Origin of the sequence: Rhodosalinus sp. FB01 (genome assembly GCF_041365715.1) — a bacterium.
Classification (GTDB): Bacteria; Pseudomonadota; Alphaproteobacteria; order Rhodobacterales; family Rhodobacteraceae; genus Rhodosalinus.
Window position 1 is genome coordinate 139104 of record NZ_JBGFSH010000006.1, and the last position, 16802, is coordinate 155905.

A 16802-nucleotide genomic window follows, 5' to 3' on the forward strand; every position below is an offset into this window, starting at 1 on the left:
TTGCGCGCGCCCGCGTCAGTCGGTGACGAGGGTGTGGGTTCCCTCGCCCGCGAGCACCCCGCGGAAGCCGCCCGGCTCGTCGAGCGAAAAGACGATGATCGGAAGGTTGTTGTCGCGGGCCAGCGCGATGGCCGAGGCGTCCATCACCTTGAGATGGTCGGACAGCACCTGGTCGTAGGTGATGCGGTCGAAGCGCCGGGCCCCGGGGTTGGTGAGCGGGTCACTGTCATAGACGCCATCGACCTTGGTGCCCTTGAAGATCGCCTCGCAGGCCATCTCGTTGGCGCGAAGCGTGGCCGCGGTGTCGGTGGTGAAATAGGGGTTGCCGGTGCCTGCGGCGAAGATGCACACGCGCTTCTTCTCGAGGTGGCGCACCGCACGCCGGCGGATGTAGGGCTCGCAGATCTCGTCCATCCGGATCGCGCTGATCACCCGCGTGAAGACGCCCAGCGTCTCGAGCGCCGACTGCATGGCGAGCGCGTTCATCACGGTGGCGAGCATCCCCATGTAGTCGGCCGTCGTGCGCTCCATCCCCTGGGCCGATCCCTGCAGCCCGCGGAAGATGTTGCCGCCCCCGATCACCATGCATATTTCCACGCCCATCTCGTGGACCGACTGCACCTCGCGCGCGACGCGCTCGACCGTGGGCGGGTGCAGACCGTAGGCTTGCGGGCCCATCAGCGCCTCGCCGGAGATCTTGAGCATGACGCGCTGGAAACTGGGTCGGACGGGGGATGGGGCCATGTTGCGCGCGCTCCGGCTGGTGGCATAGGGTCGGGCGCAAAATGTCGGAAATCGCGGCCGGGTTCAATGCGCCCTGCGCGCGGCCGGAGGCGAACCTGAAAAAGAGGCGGCAGGACATTGGAACTGAAGGATATTCCCGCCGATCTGCCTGTGCTCATCGTCGGGCCCACCGCGTCGGGCAAGTCGGCGCTGGCGCTCGAGATCGCGCGCCGGCAGGGCGGCGTGATCGTGAACGCCGACGCGATCCAGGTCCATCGCAGCTGGCGCGTGCTGACCGCGCGGCCCTCGAAGGCCGAGGAGGCGGAGGTGCCGCACGCGCTCTACGGCTTCCTGCCGCCGGGGTCCGATTACTCGGTGGGCCAGTGGCTGCGCGACCTCGAACCGATCCTCGCCGGCCCCGACCGGCCGATCGTGGTGGGCGGCACCGGGCTCTATTTCTCGGCGCTGACCGAGGGGCTGGCGGAGATCCCCGAGGTGCCGCCCGAGCTGCGTCAGGAGGCGGCAGCCCGCCTTGCCGAGGGGGGGCTCGGCGCGCTTCTGGCCGAACTCGACGCCGCGACGGCGGCCCGGATCGACACCGCGAACCCGCGCCGCGTCACGCGGGCGTGGGAGGTGCTGCGGGCGACGGGGCGCGGCCTTGCCGACTGGCAGGACGACACCCCGCCGCCGCGGCTTGCGCTGTCGCGCACGGTGCCGATCCTCGTCGATGCGCCCAAGGCCTGGCTCTCGCCCCGGATCGAGGCGCGCTTCGACGCGATGCTCGAAGGAGGCGCGCTCGAGGAGGCGCGCGCGCTTCTGCCGGTGTGGTCGCCGGACCTGCCGGCGGCGAAAGCCATCGGCGCGGCCGAACTCGTCGCCCACCTCAGGGGCGAGATGTCGCTCGACGCGGCGCGCGCGGCGGCCACCGTGGCCACGCGGCGCTTCGCGAAGCGCCAGCGGACCTGGTTCCGCGCGCGCATGCGGGGCTGGACGCGACACCGGCCCGAATCCGCTGACGCCTGAGGCGGCCGGCGCGCGGGGTTTGCATCCCCGCGCCGGATGCGGATACCACCGGGCTCGCCGGCTGCCCGAAATCGCCCTCGAGAAGGACCGCCCCGCTTGACCCCTTCGAACGCTCCGCGCCCGACGAGTTTCGCCCAGCCGATGACGCCCGCCGCGCCGCCCGCGTCGCCCCGCTGCATGACGATCGCGCAGCTCGCGCCCCGCGGGGGCTGGCAGCTCGGACTGATGCATGACCGGCCCGAGCACCTGTTGCTCTGGACGACGAAGGGCCAGGGCCGCGTGACGGTGGACGGCCTGCGCCGGGGCGTTTCGGTGCACAACGCGATCTTCCTGCCGGCAGGCACGCTTTTTTCCTTCGAGATCGGCGCCCAGGGCTTCGGACAGGCGGTCGCGATGACGCCGCGCGCGGATGCGGCGCTGCCCGACGCGCCGTCGCATCTGCGCATCCGCGACGCCTTCGCCCAGAGCGAGCTGACCGCGCTGCTGGAGGCGATGCAGCGCGAACAGTCCGGCGGACGCGCCTTCGCGGCCGAGGCGCTCTCCGCGCATGCCGCGCTCGTCTCCGTCTGGCTGCGTCGCCAGCTCGCGGCGCAGGAGACGCCCGCGCCCGAAACGGCCGCGCAGCGGCTGGTCCGGCGCTATTGCCGGCTCCTCGTTCAGGGCTTCCGCTCCGAGCGTGTGATGGCCGACTATGCCGCGCAGCTCGACGTCACGCCCACCCACCTGTCCCGCGTATGCAAGGAGTGCGCGGGGCTGAGCGCGGCGGACCTGCTGACCCAGCGCACGCTCCACGCCGCCAGAAGCGCGCTTGCCGAGCCCGTGCCCAGCGTGCAGGAGATCGCGCAGGCGCTCGGGTTCTCCAGCGCGGCCTACTTCACGCGCTTCGTCCAGCATCACACCGGGCAGACGCCCACCGCACTGCGCCGCGCGTCCCAGCAGGCAAATCCCGCCCGGGCGCGTTGACCCGAGGCCGGCGGCCCGTTATGTCGCGTTTGGACCAGATGGATGTCGCTTTCCGACAGCGAATTGCCGAAAGCAGGCGTTGACGCGGGCGCTCGGCTCGTGCCCAATGCTTCGTCAAGGGGTCGATCCGGCGGATCGAAGGCCGTGATCGAACGCGGCCGGGAGGTGCCCGGATCGTACGCCGCCAAGAATGAACAAAAGTGTCTATCCAGACCGCAGACAGGAGAGTTCCATGCCCCATCCGACGATCAACGGCAAACCGGTGCATCCCGCGGCGATCATGTACGCCGAGGAGTTCAAGGCCGGCAAGCTCAGCCGGCGGGAATTCCTCGCGCGGGCCTCGTCGCTCGGCGTCACGGCGGCGGGCGCCTATGCGCTCGGCGGGCTCGGCCGCCCGGCCGCCGCGCAGGCCACGCCACAGGACGGCGGTACGCTGCGCGTCCAGATGGCGGTGCGCGCGCTCAAGGATCCGCGCACGGCGGACTGGTCGCAGATCGCCAACGTCTACCGCGGCTGGCTCGACTACCTCGTCGAATACCAGGCCGACGGCACGTTCCGCCCTATGCTCCTCGAAAGCTGGGAGATCAACGAGGACGCCACCGAGTACCAGATCAAGGTGCGCGAGGGCGTGACGTGGAACAACGGCGACGCCTTCACCGCCGAGGACGTGGCCCACAACATCCGCCGCTGGGGCGACAAGGAGGTCGAGGCGAACTCGATGGCCGCGCGCGTGGCCTCGCTCATCGACGACGAGACCGGCCAGATCCGAGAGGGTGCGATCGAGGTGACGGGCACCCATACGCTGACCCTTCGCCCCAGCGTGCCCGACATCACCCTCATCGCCGGTTTCGCCGACTATCCCGCGGCGGTCGTTCACCCGAGTTACAACGGCGAGAACCCGACCGATGTGCCGATCGGCACCGGCCCCTTCCTGCCCGAAAGCCACGAGGTGGGGATCCGCTCCGTCCTGGTGCGCAACGAGGATCACCGCTGGTGGGGGGCCGACGTCTACGGCGGCCCTTATCTGGACCGCGTCGAATTCATCGATTTCGGCACCGACCCGGCCTCCTGGCTGGCCGCGGCCGAGTCCGAGGAAGTGGACATGCTCTACGAATCCGTGGGCGAGTTCATCGACATCCTCGACGCCATCGGCTGGACCAAGTCCGAGGCGGTGACGGCCAACACCATCACGATCCGCCCCAACCAGGAGGCGATGGTCGGGGACATCAAGCCCTACGCCGACGCGCGCGTGCGGCGCGCCCTCGCGCTCGCCGTGGATAATGCGGTCTGCCTCGAGCTCGGCTATGCGGGTCTCGGCACCGTGGCGGAGAACCACCACGTCTGCCCGATCCATCCCGAATACGCCGATATCGGTCCCGCGCCCCACGATCCCGAGCAGGCGCGCGCCCTGATGGAAGAGGCCGGCATGGCCGATTTCGAACACGAACTGATCTCCATCGACGACGACTGGCGCAAGAACACCACCGACGCGGTCGCCGCGCAGCTGCGCGACGCCGGCATCAACGTCACGCGCGTGGTGCTTCCGGGCTCGACCTTCTGGAACGACTGGGCGCAATACCCGTTCAGCTCCACGAACTGGAACATGCGCCCGCTCGGCGTGCAGGTTCTGGCGCTCGCCTACCGCTCGGGCGAGGCGTGGAATGAAACGGCCTACGCGAACCCCGACTTCGACGCCAAGCTGGCCGAGGCGATGTCGATCGCCGACGCCGACCAGCGGCGGCAGGTGATGGCGGAGGTCGAGCAGATGCTGCGCGACGACGGCGTGATCATCCAGCCTTACTGGCGCTCGATCTACCGGCACTACACCGACCGGGTGGTGGGGGCCGAGATGCACCCGACCTTCGAGATCCACACCTACCAGCTGGGCCTCGCCGCCTGAGGCTGGCGCATCGGGCCGCGCCCCCGGCGACGGGGCGCGGCCACGCTCTTTCACGGCGCGTCCGCGCTCAACAAGACTGACCGAGACGGACCGGCACAAGGTTCGCGAAGGTCCGACCGACAGGGGATTGGATGGGACTTTTCTTCCTGAGGCGGCTGTGGGTGATGATCCTCACAGCGCTGTGCCTGACCTTCATCGTCTTCTTCCTGACGAACCTCTACCCCAACCTCGAGAAGCTCGCGAAAACCCAGGGCAACATGCGCATGACCGACGCCGAGGTCACGCAGTGGCTCGACAACCGCGGCTATCTCGCGCCGGTGCCGGTGAAATACGCCCAGTGGCTCGGCGTGGCGCCGGGCTGGACGCGCGACGACACCCGCAACGGCGAGGCGGTGGTGCGCGGGCGGTGCATCGACGGCGCGGTCACGCCCGAGGAAGCGGCCGAGGCGCCGCGCTTCTGCGGCGTGCTGCAGGGCGACTGGGGCTATTCCACCGTGTTCCGCCAGCCCGTCGCGGGCATCATCGGCGAGCGGCTGGGGCTGACCGGCCGGCTGATGCTGTGGACGATGATCCTGATGGTGCCCTCGGCGCTCGTTCTGGGCGTTCTGGCCGGGATGCGCGAGGGCTCGCGCACCGACCGCACGCTCTCGACGGTCGCGATCACCACGACGGCCACGCCGGAATACGTCTCGGGCGTGATCCTGATCGCGGTCTTCGCCTCCTCCGCCGTCGGGCTCAGATGGTTCAAGGGCACCGCCACCTCCGCGATGGAGAACCCGAATTTCGAGAACTTCTTCCTGCCGGTGCTGACCATCGCGCTTTACGGGATGGGGTACATCGCGCGGATGACGCGCGCTTCCATGGCCGAGGTGATGACGGCGCAGTACATCCGCACCGCGCGGCTGAAGGGCGTGTCCTTTCCCAACATAGTGTTGCGCCACGCGCTCCGGAACGCGCTCATCGCGCCCTTCACCGTCATCATGCTTCAGTTCCCGTGGCTGCTGAACGGCGTCGTGATCGTCGAGACGCTCTTCAACTACAAGGGCTTCGGCTGGACGCTGGTGCAGGCGGCGGGCAACAACGACATCGAGCTGCTGCTCGCGGTCTCGGTTGTGTCGGTGGTTGTGGTGCTGGTCACCCAGCTCATTTCCGACATCGGCTACGTCTATCTCAACCCGCGCATCAGCGTCGCCTGAGAGGGAGGGCAGGAACATGGAACCGCTTACCTGGACCGGCGATCTCGGCTCCGTCCTCACCCCGACCATGATGGCCGCCGTCGCGGTCTTCGCGCTGGCCCTCCTGGCCAACTGGGCCCTGTCGCTCGTGGGCGCGAAATCGGGCGAGATCGCCTACGAGAACGGCGAGGCGGTGATGCTCAGCCGCGCGCCGCTCGACTACACGCTCATGGCGATGAAATTCGCGATCCTGCTCTTCCTGGCCTGCTGCGCCGCCTATGTGGTGGCGGGCATGGTCATCGGGAACCTGGAGACGGTGGGGATCATCGGCGCAATGGCGGGCCGCCTGACCCCGGTCTGGATCGCGCTCGTCCTGACCTTCGCGCTGTCGATCACCTACAAGCGCCGGCTGGGGCTTTACGGCAAGCTCTTCGACAGCATGATCGGGATGATCGGCTTCGGCATCGTGATGTTCTGGGTCTTCGCGGCCATCTTCGGCGGCCCGTTCGACATGATCGTGACCCATGGCGAGCTTCAGCAGGTCTCGGGCATGAAGAACGAGCCGCCCGGCTCGCCGGTGCCGGGCGCGGCCGAGAGCGGGCTCTACCCCTACTACCTGCTGGGCGGCGACAACCTCGCGCGGGACGTGTTCTCGCGCATGATCAAGGGCGCGTGGGAGGTGATGAAGATCGCGCCCTTCGCCACGCTCTTCGCCTTCATGGTGGGGATCACGCTGGGGCTGCCCGCGGGCTACTACAGCGGCCGGCTGGACACCTTCCTGTCCTTCCTCGCCAACCTGATCCTCGCCTTCCCGGTGATCCTGCTCTTCTACCTCCTGGTGACGCCCGAGATCGTGGAAACGGGCATTCCCGTCTTCATGGCCGCGGTCCTCTTCCTCTTCCCGATCCTCTTCGTGGCGGTGATGATCAATTCCCGCTTCTACACGCGACCGGGCGTGCGCACGCCGGTGCTGGCGGTCGTGCTGGTCCTGCTGGGCTGGCTCTACCTGTCCCTCGTCCATCAGCAGGACACGAAGATCGACTTCCTGCCCGCCTCGCTCTCCTGGTTCGACCTTTTCGACATCCCCGGCGGCATCCTCGTGGTCTTCGTCGCGGTGATGTTCGTGAACTCGCCCACCGTCTTCCGCATCGTCCGCGGGCTCGTGCTGGACATCAAGACGCGCGACTACGTGGCGGCGGCGCAGACCCGCGGCGAGGGCAAGTGGTACATCATGCTGTGGGAGATCCTGCCCAACGCGCGCGGGCCGCTGATCGTCGATTTCTGCCTGCGCATCGGCTACACCACCATCCTGCTGGGCACGCTCGGGTTCTTCGGCCTCGGCCTGCCGCCGGAATCTCCCGACTGGGGCTCGACGATCAACGAGGGGCGCAAGCTCCTGTCGATCTACCTCCACCCGGCCCTGCCGCCGGCGCTGTCGCTCCTGAGCCTCGTGCTGGGCCTCAACCTGCTCGCCGACGGTTTGCGGGAGGAGTCGCTGCGCGACTAGGCCCAGAAGAAGCCCCTGCTTCTTCTGGGTTGAAAATACTCCGGGGGTCCGGGGGCGGCGCCCCCGGGCGTCCCTTGAAAAACAAGACCAGCTCCGAACGGGGAGGAAGACATGGCGAAACGGGACTATGACGGTCCGATCCTCGAGATCGACAAGCTTTCGATCTCGTTCTTCACGCGGCTGCGCGAGATCCCGGCGGTCATGGATTTCTCCGTGATGGTCCAGCCGGGCGAAGCGGTCGGCCTGGTGGGCGAGTCGGGCTGCGGCAAGTCCACCGTGGCGCTGGGGGTGATGCAGGACCTCGGCGTCAACGGCAAGATCGTGGGCGGCACCATCAAGTTCAAGGGCCGGGACATGGGCGAGATGTCCGCCGACGATCTGCGCAAGATCCGCGGCTCCGAGATCGCGATGATCTACCAGGAGCCAATGGCCTCGCTCAACCCGGCGATGCGGGTGGGCAAGCAGCTCATGGAAGTGCCGATGATCCACGAGGGCGTCTCCGAGAAGGAGGCCTACCAGCGGGCCCTCGAGGTGGTCAGCGACGTCAAGCTTCCCGACCCCGAGCGCATCCTGAAAAGCTATCCGCACCAGCTTTCGGGCGGGCAGCAGCAGCGCATCGTCATCGCCATGGCGCTCATGGCGAACCCCTCGCTGCTGATCCTGGACGAGCCCACCACCGCGCTCGACGTGACGGTGGAGGCCGCGGTCGTCGAGCTGGTGAAGGATCTCGGGCGCAAGTACGGCACCTCGATGCTCTTCATCTCCCACAATCTGGGCCTCGTGCTCGAGACCTGCGACCGGATCTGTGTGATGTATTCCGGCGAGGCGGTGGAGCGTGGCGACATCGACACCGTCTTCAACAAGATGCGCCACCCCTACACCCAGGCGCTCTTCCGCACGATCCCGCTGCCCGGCGCGAACAAGACCGAACGTCCGCTCAAGGCCATTCCGGGCAACTTCCCCCTGCCCCACGAACGCCCCAGGGGCTGCAACTTCGGTCCGCGCTGCGACTACTTCGAGGAGGGCGTCTGCGACCAGGGCCACATCTACATGGAGGACGTGGACAAGGAAGGCACCCACGAGACGCGCTGCCTGCGCTGGAAGGACATCGACTGGGACGCCCCGATGCAGGCCGAGGCGCACAAGGGCCGCGCCGAGATCGGGCCCGTCGTGCTCAAGATGGAGAACCTGAAGAAATACTACGAGGTCGCGGCCAGCGCGCTTTTCGGGGGCGGCGAGAAACGCGTCGTAAAGGCCAACGAGACGCTGTCCTTCGAGGCGCGGGAATCCGAAACCCTCGCGATCGTGGGCGAGCCGGGCTGCGGCAAGTCGACCTTCGCCAAGGTGCTCATGGGGCTCGAGACCGCGACCGACGGGCAGATCCTGCTCGACAACCGCAACATCGAACAGACGCCCATCGAGCAGCGCGACACCAAGACCATCGCCGACGTGCAGATGGTGTTCCAGAACCCGTTCGACACGCTGAACCCCTCGATGACCGTCGGGCGCCAACTCATCCGCGCGCTGGAGATCTTCAAGATCGGCAACTCCGAGCAAGACCGGCGCGAGCGGATGCTCAGGCTGCTCGACCTCGTTAAACTGCCGCGGGAATTCGCCGACCGGATGCCGCGCCAGCTCTCCGGCGGGCAGAAGCAGCGCGTCGGCATCGCGCGCGCTTTCGCCGGCGACGCGCGCATCGTGGTCGCGGACGAGCCGGTGTCGGCGCTCGACGTGAGCGTGCAGGCCGCGGTCACCGATCTGCTGATGGAGATCCAGAACGAGCACAAGACGACGCTCATCGTGATCGCGCATGACCTGTCGCTGGTGCGCTATCTCGCGGACCGGGTGATGGTGATGTATCTCGGCCATGTCGTCGAGATCGGCGACACCGAGCAGGTGTTCGCCCCGCCCTACCACCCCTACACCGAGGCGCTTCTGTCGGCCGTGCCCATCGCCGACACCCATGTCGAGAAGAAGAGCATCGTGCTCGAGGGCGAGATCCCCTCGGCGATGAACCCGCCGCCCGGATGCCCGTTCCAGACCCGGTGCCGCTGGAAATCCAAGGTGCCGGGGAACAAGTGCGAGACCGAGGTGCCGCCGATGATCCAGCTGGCCTCGGGCCACCAGGTGAAGTGCCATCTGCCGGAAGAGGAATTCCGCCAGATGGAGCCGGTCATCACCATCGCGGCGGAGTGAGCGCGAGACGGCGACCGGGCCCCTCGGCCCGGCGCTGCCTCAGGGGCGCTCAGCGTCCCAGGATCGCCCGGACGTAGGTCTGCGTTTCGTCGAAAGGGGGAACGTCTCCGTGGCGTTTCACTGCGCCGGGGCCGGCATTGTAGGCCGCGAGCGCAAGACGCCAGTCGCCGAACGCGCGGTACTGTTCGACGAGATAGCGCGCGCCCCCGTCGAGGTTCTCGTGCGGGTCCTCCGGGTCGACGCCCAGAAGTCGCGCGGTATCGGGCATGAGCTGCGCGAGGCCGATCGCGCCCTTGTGCGAGACGGCCCGCGGGTTCCAGCCCGATTCCTGCTGCACCAGGCGCAGGAACAGATCCTCGGGCACCCCGTGCCGGCGCGCGGCCTGCCGTGCGACGGCAAGATAGGGACCGTCATAGCGCCCTTCGAAACGCGGCGCCGCCTCGTCCCACTTCGTGGGCACCTTTGCGCGCGGCGGCTGGAGCCGCACGGAGTCGTTGTATTGCCTTGCAAGCCGCGTATCGAGCAGCTTCGTCTGCGACGAGAAGATGTGCGCCCGGCTCTTGGACGACAGCACATCTGCCACCGCGAGGGTCGGCAGCGATGCAACGATCGCGGCGACGCAAAGGTTCCCTGCCCGTCTCATCGCGTGTCCTCCCTTTTCCCGGACAGAAAGACGATATCATATCCGAAGGATCTCGGCGCCCCGTTGCCGTCGAAAGGCTACGACGGATGCGCCCTGCCGGCAACAGCGCGGTCTTCCCGGCCCCGGGCAGGGGACTGGCGCGGGTCGTTTCAAGTTTTACCTTTTCTTCAGCCCCGCCGGGTGATGTAACCTGCGCGAGGCACGCAAGCGACGGAGGCGGACATGGCAGGCTCGGTGAACAAGGTGATCCTGATCGGCAATCTCGGCCGCGACCCGGAGGTGCGGTCGTTCCAGAACGGCGGCAAGGTCTGCAATCTCCGCGTCGCCACTTCCGAGACGTGGAAGGACCGCAACACCGGCGAGCGCCGCGAACGCACGGAGTGGCACAACGTCGCCATCTTCAACGAGGCGCTGGTGCGTCTGGCCGAGCAATATCTCCGCAAGGGCTCCAAGGTCTATCTCGAGGGCAAGCTCGAAACCCGCAAGTGGCAGGACCAGTCGGGGCAGGATCGCTACACCACGGAGGTCGTGCTGCGTCCCTACCAGGGCGAGATGACCTTTCTCGACGGTCGCGAGGGCAGCGGCGGCGGTGGTGGTGGCGGCGATTACGGCGGCGGCTACGGCGGGGGGTATGGCGGCGACCGGGGCGCGCCGGAACCCGCGCCCGCGGGGGGATCGAGCCGCGATTTCGACGACGAGATCCCGTTCTGAGCCGCCGCGCCGGACACCGGGCCTTGGGACGACACACCCGACCCCCTAGATACATCGCATGACCTGGTCTTTCCCCATCGGCCGGCTTTTCGGCTCCGAGCTTCGCGTGCACGCCACCTTCTTCCTGCTCCTTCTCTGGGTGGGCTGGGTGGCCTTCTCCGACGGCGGCTGGCCCGCCGCGCTGGAAAACATCCTCTTCGTGGCGGCGCTCTTCGCCTGTGTCGTGGCGCATGAGTTCGGCCACGCGCTCACCGCGCGGCGCTACGGCATCCGCACGCCCGACATCACGCTGCTGCCCATCGGCGGGCTCGCCCGGCTGGAGTCCATGCCCGAAAAACCCGGTCAGGAGATCCTCGTGGCCCTGGCCGGTCCCGCGGTCAACGTGGCGATCTGGGCGATCCTCGTGGTCGTGCTGGGCGCCGAAACCGATCTGGAGAAGCTCGCCCAGATCGAGCACACGACCGAGGGGTTCCTGGGCCGGCTCGCCCTCGTGAACCTGTTCATCGCGGTCTTCAACTTGCTGCCCGCCTTCCCGATGGACGGGGGCCGGGTCTTCCGCGCGACGCTCAGCATCTTCATGGACCGCGTGCGCGCCACGCGGGTCGCCGCGACCGGCGGACAGGTCCTGGCCTTCGCGCTCGGGCTTCTGGGCCTGACCTCCGGCAACCCGATCCTGCTGCTGATCGCCTTCTTCGTCTTCATCGCCGCGGGCGCGGAAAGCAACGACGTGGCGATGCGCGACCTTTCGCGCCGGATGATGGCGCGGGAGGCGATGATCACCACCTTCGACGCGCTCTCGCCCGACGACACGGTGTCGGCGGCGGGCGCGGCGCTGATCCGTACCACCCAGCACGAATTCCCGGTTCTGGACGCGGACGGGCAGTTCGTCGGGCTGCTCACCCGGAACTCCATCTTCGCCGAGACAACCGAGGGCCGGACCACGCGCCCCGTGCACGAGGTGATGGAGACCGAGATCCCGACGGTGGGCCTTGGCGAGGGGCTGGAGGGCGTCTTCGACGCGATGTACCGCCAGAACGCGCCCGCCGTGGCGGTCACGCGCCGCACGGGCGAGTTCGTGGGCTACATCACGCGCGAGAACGTGGGCGAGCTGATGATGTTGAACGGGCGGCGCGGTTCCTGAGGCGTCACGCGCATGTCGCACGGGCAGGGGACAGTTGGTGGCGGAACGCGCTGAGGAGACCCCGCCATGACCGGCTTCCCGCCTCCCGTCGTCTCGATCGAGGACGTGCTCGCCGATCCGGGGCTCACCGACGCAAACCCGCGGCGCCGCGAGTTTGAGGCGCGCTTCGCCTTCATCGGACGCGCTCGCCACCGAGGGCCTCGGCATCAACCTCGCCGCGGTGCCGCCACGCTCCAAGGCTTTCCCGCGGCACTACCACTACGTGAACCATGAGCTCTTCGTGATTTTCGACGGCATCGGCGTGCTCCACCACGGGAAGGAGGATCACGCGCTGAAGCCCCTCGACGTGGTGTTCATCCGCGCCGGTACCGGCATCCCCTTCCGCGACCTCGCCTCGGGCGATCTCGCGCGCTTCTCGCACTGGTTCCGTCGCGACTCGGCCGTGGGCTACTGGGACGGCGAGGTGGAAGAGGGATAGGCCGACGGGCCGCGCGCCGCCAGGGCATCCTCCAGAACCCCGCGGACCGCCTCGGGCGGCACCTCGGAGGTGACGAAGGCGCGCCCGATGCCGCGGGCCAGCACGAAGCGCAGCCGCCCGTCCACCACCTTCTTGTCCTGCGCCATGAGCGCGAGCAGGTCATCGGCGTCGGGCAGCGGCCCGGGAATGTCTGAAAGATCGGTCTTCATGCCCATGGCCCGAAGATGGGCGCGCACGCGCCCCGGCTCCTCCTGGCTGCAAAGGCCGAGCCGGGCGGAGAGCTCGAAGGCGAGCGCGCAGCCCACCGCCACGCCTTCGCCATGGAGCAGCCGGTCGGAATAGCCGGTCGCCGCCTCGAGCGCATGGCAGAAGGTGTGGCCGAGGTTGAGAAGCGCGCGGTCGCCCTGCTCGGTCTCGTCGCGCGCGACGATCCCGGCCTTCATCTCGCAGGAACGGCGCACGGCGCGGATGCGCGCGGCCTCGTCGCCCGCGGCGAGGGCGGGGCCCGCGCCCTCGAGCCACTCGAAGAAGGCGGCGTCGCCCAGAAGGCCGTATTTCACGACCTCGCCGTAGCCCGCGAGGAAATCGCGCGCGGGCAAGGTCGCCAGCGCCCCGGTGTCGGCCAGCACGAGGCTCGGCTGGTGGAACGCGCCCACGAGGTTCTTGCCGTGGCCGGTGTTGATGCCGGTCTTGCCCCCCACGGAGCTGTCCACCTGCGCCAGGAGCGTCGTGGGCACCTGCACGAAGCGCACGCCCCGGCGCAGGATCGCGGCGGCGAAGCCCGCCAGATCGCCGATGACGCCGCCGCCGAGCGCCACCACGACGTCGCGCCGCTCCACCCGCTCGTCGAGCAGCCACTCCACCGCGCGGCGAAGCTGCTCCCAGCCTTTCGTCGCCTCGCCGGGGGGCAGCGCTAGCGCGGTGCAGCCGATGCCGGACGCCGCGAGCCCCGCGCGAAGCGCGTCGAGATGATGCGCGGCCACCGTCTCGTCGGTGATGACGGCGACGTGCGGGCGCGCGAGCAGCGGGCCGATCTCCGCTCCCGCGCGGGCGATGAGGCCCCGACCGATGCGGATCTCGTAGCTTCGCGCGCCGAGCGCGACGGCAACGGTCTCGATCCTGCTCATTCGGGGTCCTCCCAGAGATCGGGCCGGTCCAGCAGCGCCGCCTCCACCCGCGCGGCCATCTCCTCGATGGAGCGGTCGGCGGCGCTGTCGACGACCACGTCGGCCTTGGCGTATTCCGGCTCGCGGAGCGCGCAAAGATCATCGAGCGTCGCGCGCGGATCCGCGGTGCGCAGAAGCGGGCGGGTGTCCTTGTTGCGCACCCTCTGCCAGAGCAGCGCCCGGTCGGCGCGCAGCCAGACGGACACGCCATGCGCCGCAATGAGGGCGCGGTTGCGCGCGGACAGGAACACGCCGCCGCCGGTGGACAGGACGCCCGGGGCGTCCTGAAGCAGCCGCTCGAGCACCCGGCTTTCCTTCTCGCGGAAGAACGGCTCGCCGTCGCGGGCGAAGATCTCCGCCACGGTGCGGTTCGCGGCGGCCTCTATCTCGGCGTCGCAATCGCGGAAGGGCACGCCCAACCGATGCGCGAGCGCCTTGCCGACCGCGGTCTTGCCCGCGCCCATCATGCCGACCATGACCACCGTCTTGCCGAGTGTCCTGCCCATCTGCGCCCCTTTCAGCCATCCCTCGCCGAAACGCAATCGCTCAGGGGCACTGTCGTGTGCCTGCCGAATTTGCCATATATGTTCCACAACACCCGAACAGGCAGGCAGGTCAAGGGCATGTGGCGTCTTCTCAAATGGCTGGTCTATCTCGCGGTGCTCGCGGCGATCGGCGTGGTGGCATACGCCTATATCGGGCCGTTCTTCGGCGCGGACTTCTCCGCGCCCGCCGAGGAACGGCGCGAACCGGTGATCATCGATGTGCAATAGGGTCGCCGGCGCCCTTGCCGCGCTTGCGCTGCTCGTGCCGATGCCGGGCGCGGCGCAGGAGCCCATGGCGGCGATCGAATGGCTGGAGGAGATGACCCGCGCCCCGATGGAACGCGCGCCCGGCCCCATGGGCGGCGAACCGCCGATCGCACGCAGCGCCGGCGTGCCCGACATCGCGGTCAGCCCGCTCGGCGCGCTGTCACCCGACGCCGTGGGCCTTCTGCCGACCAACGTCACGGGGGTTCCCGCGACGCTGTGGCAGGCCAGCGCCACCCGAACCCTGATCGACCTCATCGCCGCGCAGCGCGTCGAGGGTCAGCCCGCCATGCAGGCGCTGCTTTATTCGCTGCTCCTGGCCGAGGCCGCGCCGCCCGCCGACGCGGGGCCCGAGGCGCGCCTGCTTCTCGCGCGGATCGACAAGCTCCACGCGCTCGGCGCGGTGGAGCCCGCGCTCGCACTCGTCGAGCGTGCGGGCCCGTCCTCGCCGGCGCTGGCCGCGCGGTGGTTCGACCTCGCGCTTCTGGCCGGCGATCCGGTGGCGGCCTGCGGCGGCCTTGAGCGTCACGCCGCCGCCGCGCCCGACTACGGGGCGCGCGTGTTCTGCCTCGCCCGGCAGGGGCGCTGGGACAGCGCGTCGGCCACGCTGGAGGCGGCGGCGGTGCTCGATGCCCTCACGCCGGTCGAGGCGGATCTCCTGCGCCGTTTCCTCGATCCCGAGGCGTTGGCGGCGCCGGAGCTGCCGCCGGGGCCGCAGCCGGACGCGCTGGACTACCGCCTGCGCGAGGCGATCGGCGCGCCGCTGCCGCCCTCGGCCCTGCCCCGCCCGTTCTCGGTGGCGGCGCTTTCGGGGGATCTGGGCTGGAAGGCGCAACTCGACGCCGCCGAACGCCTCGCACGGATGGGGGCGATTTCCGAGAACCGGCTCATCGGCATCTACATGCGGCACCAGCCGGCCGCCTCGGGCGGGGTCTGGGATCGCGTCGCGGCGGTGCAACGGCTCGACGCGGCGCTCGAGACGGGCGAGGTGGCGGCCGTCGGCGCGGCGCTACCGCCCGCGTGGCGCGCGATGCGCGACGCGGATCTCGCGGTGCCATTCGCGCGGCTCTTCGGGGCGCGCCTTGCCGCCCTGTCGCTCGATGGCGCGGCCGGCCGGATCGCGTTTTCCGCGGGACTGCTCTCGCCCGATTACGAGGCGGTGGCGCGGGGCCGCGCGCCGGACACGGACGAGGCGCGGTTCCTCGCCGCCCTGGCCGAGGGCAGACCCGCGCGCGTCGCGGCCCCCTCGTCGCGCGCCCAAGCGGTGACGCGTGGCTTCGACCGGGCGCCGCCGGACGCGCTCGCGCGGCAGCTTTCCGAGGGGCGCCTCGGAGAGGCAATCCTGCGCGCCATGGCGCTCTATTCCGCCGGGATCGCGGGCGACCTGCCCGATCTCGCCGACGCGCTGGCGACGTTGCGCGCGGTCGGCCTCGAGGACACGGCGCGGCAGGCCGCGTTGCAGGCCATGCTGCTGGCGCCCGCGCGATGACGGGCTCCGCCCCCGCCCAAGGCGACCGGCGCTGGATCTCGGCGTTTCTCGACGCGCAGGCGGCGGAGCGGGGCGCCGCCCCGAACACGCTTCGCGCCTACGACCGCGACCTGCGGGATTTCGCCGGGTGGCTGGCGGGGCGGGGCACCGACACGGCCGGTGCGGAGAAGGCCGACATCGAGGCCTACCTCGTTGCCTGTGAGGCCGAGGGGCTTTCCGCCGCGACCCGCGCCCGCAGGCTTTCGTCCATCCGGCAGCTTTTTCGCTTCATCCACGAGGAAGGCTGGCGCGGCGACAATCCCGCGCTGCGCCTCGATGGACCTGCCCGGGCGCGCCGCCTGCCCAAGACGCTGTCGCATGACGAGGTCGACCGGATGCTCGCGGCCGCCGATACCACCGGCCGCGACGCGGCGGAACGCGCGCGCAACGCCTGCCTGATGCAGCTTCTCTACGCCACGGGCATGCGGGTGAGCGAACTGGTGGCGCTGCCTGTCGCCGCGGCGCGCGGGGACCCGCGGATGCTGCTCGTGCGCGGCAAGGGCGGGCGGGAACGCATGGTTCCGCTCTCGCCGCCCGCGCGCGACGCGCTCGCCCGCTGGCTCGCGCTGCGCGACGCGGCGGCGGCGCGGGGCGCCGAGGCCGGGCAGCCGGATTCGCCCTGTCTCTTTCCCTCGCGCGCCAGGTCAGGGCACCTCACGCGAGAGCGGTTCTTCCTGATCGTGAAGGAACTTGCCCGCGCCGCCGGCGTGCCGGCCGAGCGCGTGTCGCCACACACGCTGCGTCATGCCTTCGCCACGCACCTGCTCGAAGGCGGGGCGGATCTGCGCGTGATCCAGACGCTTTTGGGCCACGCGGACCTGTCGACCACCGAGATCTCC

General features: G+C 69.6%; 16 protein-coding genes. 12 read left to right on the forward strand and 4 right to left on the reverse strand.

Features of this window, described 5'->3' with window-relative positions; translation table 11 throughout:
• Positions 1 to 15: 15 nt before the first annotated feature.
• Positions 16 to 744, reverse strand: coding sequence for a UMP kinase (gene pyrH, locus AB6A65_RS11015; protein WP_371038434.1), 729 nt, complete (start codon positions 742 to 744; stop codon positions 16 to 18).
• 117 nt (positions 745 to 861) lie between these two features.
• On the opposite strand from pyrH, the gene miaA reads away from it, so the two are divergent.
• The 6 genes from miaA (at position 862) to AB6A65_RS11045 (ending at position 9487) form a co-directional block, all read left to right on the forward strand.
• Positions 862 to 1746 (forward strand): tRNA (adenosine(37)-N6)-dimethylallyltransferase MiaA, encoded by an 885-nt coding sequence (miaA, locus tag AB6A65_RS11020; RefSeq protein ID WP_371038435.1) that lies wholly within the window; start codon positions 862 to 864, stop codon positions 1744 to 1746.
• A 96-nt stretch (positions 1747 to 1842) separates the two neighbouring features.
• The gene (locus tag AB6A65_RS11025) at positions 1843 to 2709 is read left to right on the forward strand and encodes a helix-turn-helix domain-containing protein (RefSeq protein ID WP_371038436.1); all 867 of its coding nucleotides are present in this window, start codon (positions 1843 to 1845) and stop codon (positions 2707 to 2709) included.
• 232 nt (positions 2710 to 2941) lie between these two features.
• Positions 2942 to 4609: an ABC transporter substrate-binding protein gene (locus AB6A65_RS11030; RefSeq protein ID WP_371038437.1), complete on the forward strand. Its 1668-nt coding sequence runs from the start codon at positions 2942 to 2944 to the stop codon at positions 4607 to 4609.
• Positions 4610 to 4740: 131 nt separating this feature from the next.
• Positions 4741 to 5805, forward strand: coding sequence for an ABC transporter permease (locus AB6A65_RS11035; RefSeq protein WP_371038438.1), 1065 nt, complete (start codon positions 4741 to 4743; stop codon positions 5803 to 5805).
• 16 nt (positions 5806 to 5821) lie between these two features.
• Complete coding sequence (locus AB6A65_RS11040) at positions 5822 to 7291, forward strand: ABC transporter permease (RefSeq protein WP_371038439.1); 1470 nt, start codon at positions 5822 to 5824, stop codon at positions 7289 to 7291.
• A 111-nt stretch (positions 7292 to 7402) separates the two neighbouring features.
• Positions 7403 to 9487: a dipeptide ABC transporter ATP-binding protein gene (locus AB6A65_RS11045; RefSeq protein ID WP_371038440.1), complete on the forward strand. Its 2085-nt coding sequence runs from the start codon at positions 7403 to 7405 to the stop codon at positions 9485 to 9487.
• Between the two features lie 49 nt (positions 9488 to 9536).
• Here AB6A65_RS11045 and AB6A65_RS11050 read toward each other — a convergent pair whose 3' ends face one another.
• The gene (locus AB6A65_RS11050) at positions 9537 to 10130 is read right to left on the reverse strand and encodes a lytic transglycosylase domain-containing protein (RefSeq protein WP_371038441.1); all 594 of its coding nucleotides are present in this window, start codon (positions 10128 to 10130) and stop codon (positions 9537 to 9539) included.
• A gap of 222 nt (positions 10131 to 10352) precedes the next feature.
• Here AB6A65_RS11050 and ssb point away from each other — a divergent pair, with 222 nt between their 5' ends.
• The 3 genes from ssb (at position 10353) to AB6A65_RS11065 (ending at position 12460) form a co-directional block, all read left to right on the forward strand.
• A complete protein-coding gene (gene ssb / locus AB6A65_RS11055; RefSeq protein WP_371038442.1) occupies positions 10353 to 10841 on the forward strand; it encodes a single-stranded DNA-binding protein in 489 nt (162 codons plus the stop codon).
• A 58-nt stretch (positions 10842 to 10899) separates the two neighbouring features.
• Positions 10900 to 11982, forward strand: a complete 1083-nt coding sequence (locus AB6A65_RS11060) for a site-2 protease family protein (RefSeq protein WP_371038443.1) — start codon at positions 10900 to 10902, stop codon at positions 11980 to 11982.
• A gap of 154 nt (positions 11983 to 12136) precedes the next feature.
• Positions 12137 to 12460 carry a cupin domain-containing protein gene (locus AB6A65_RS11065; protein WP_371038444.1) on the forward strand — a complete coding sequence of 108 codons (324 nt, stop codon included), beginning with the start codon at positions 12137 to 12139 and terminating at the stop codon, positions 12458 to 12460.
• On the opposite strand, the gene aroB is transcribed toward AB6A65_RS11065, so the two are convergent.
• Both aroB and AB6A65_RS11075 read right to left on the reverse strand, forming a co-directional pair.
• Positions 12430 to 13587, reverse strand: coding sequence for a 3-dehydroquinate synthase (gene aroB, locus AB6A65_RS11070; protein ID WP_371038445.1), 1158 nt, complete (start codon positions 13585 to 13587; stop codon positions 12430 to 12432). The two genes, AB6A65_RS11065 and aroB, sit on opposite strands and share 31 nt — an antisense overlap.
• The gene (locus AB6A65_RS11075; protein ID WP_371038446.1) at positions 13584 to 14132 is read right to left on the reverse strand and encodes a shikimate kinase; all 549 of its coding nucleotides are present in this window, start codon (positions 14130 to 14132) and stop codon (positions 13584 to 13586) included. Before AB6A65_RS11075 ends, aroB begins: the two co-directional genes overlap by 4 nt.
• A 78-nt stretch (positions 14133 to 14210) precedes the next feature.
• Between AB6A65_RS11075 and AB6A65_RS11080 the strand changes: the two genes are divergently transcribed.
• From AB6A65_RS11080 to AB6A65_RS11090, 3 genes are all read left to right on the forward strand, one after another.
• On the forward strand, positions 14211 to 14399 hold the full coding sequence (locus AB6A65_RS11080) for a hypothetical protein (RefSeq protein ID WP_371038485.1): 189 nt from the start codon (positions 14211 to 14213) through the stop codon (positions 14397 to 14399).
• Entirely contained in the window at positions 14389 to 15924 is a 1536-nt protein-coding gene (locus AB6A65_RS11085) for a hypothetical protein (protein ID WP_371038447.1), read from the forward strand. The genes AB6A65_RS11080 and AB6A65_RS11085 overlap by 11 nt, the downstream gene beginning before the upstream one ends.
• A partial coding sequence (locus AB6A65_RS11090) for a tyrosine recombinase (protein WP_371038448.1) occupies positions 15921 to 16802 on the forward strand: 882 nt, incomplete at its 3' end. The genes AB6A65_RS11085 and AB6A65_RS11090, both read left to right, overlap by 4 nt.

Coding starts and splice junctions, on each gene's coding strand:
- AB6A65_RS11080 (WP_371038485.1), top strand. CDS start 14,211: ATGTTCCACAACACCCGAACAGGCAGGCAGGTCAAGGGCATGTGGCGT.
- AB6A65_RS11030 (WP_371038437.1), top strand. CDS start 2,942: ATGCCCCATCCGACGATCAACGGCAAACCGGTGCATCCCGCGGCGATC.
- ssb (WP_371038442.1), top strand. CDS start 10,353: ATGGCAGGCTCGGTGAACAAGGTGATCCTGATCGGCAATCTCGGCCGC.
- aroB (WP_371038445.1), bottom strand. CDS start 13,587: ATGAGCAGGATCGAGACCGTTGCCGTCGCGCTCGGCGCGCGAAGCTAC.
- AB6A65_RS11045 (WP_371038440.1), top strand. CDS start 7,403: ATGGCGAAACGGGACTATGACGGTCCGATCCTCGAGATCGACAAGCTT.
- AB6A65_RS11050 (WP_371038441.1), bottom strand. CDS start 10,130: ATGAGACGGGCAGGGAACCTTTGCGTCGCCGCGATCGTTGCATCGCTG.
- AB6A65_RS11085 (WP_371038447.1), top strand. CDS start 14,389: ATGTGCAATAGGGTCGCCGGCGCCCTTGCCGCGCTTGCGCTGCTCGTG.
- AB6A65_RS11040 (WP_371038439.1), top strand. CDS start 5,822: ATGGAACCGCTTACCTGGACCGGCGATCTCGGCTCCGTCCTCACCCCG.
- AB6A65_RS11035 (WP_371038438.1), top strand. CDS start 4,741: ATGGGACTTTTCTTCCTGAGGCGGCTGTGGGTGATGATCCTCACAGCG.
- pyrH (WP_371038434.1), bottom strand. CDS start 744: ATGGCCCCATCCCCCGTCCGACCCAGTTTCCAGCGCGTCATGCTCAAG.
- AB6A65_RS11075 (WP_371038446.1), bottom strand. CDS start 14,132: ATGGGCAGGACACTCGGCAAGACGGTGGTCATGGTCGGCATGATGGGC.
- AB6A65_RS11060 (WP_371038443.1), top strand. CDS start 10,900: ATGACCTGGTCTTTCCCCATCGGCCGGCTTTTCGGCTCCGAGCTTCGC.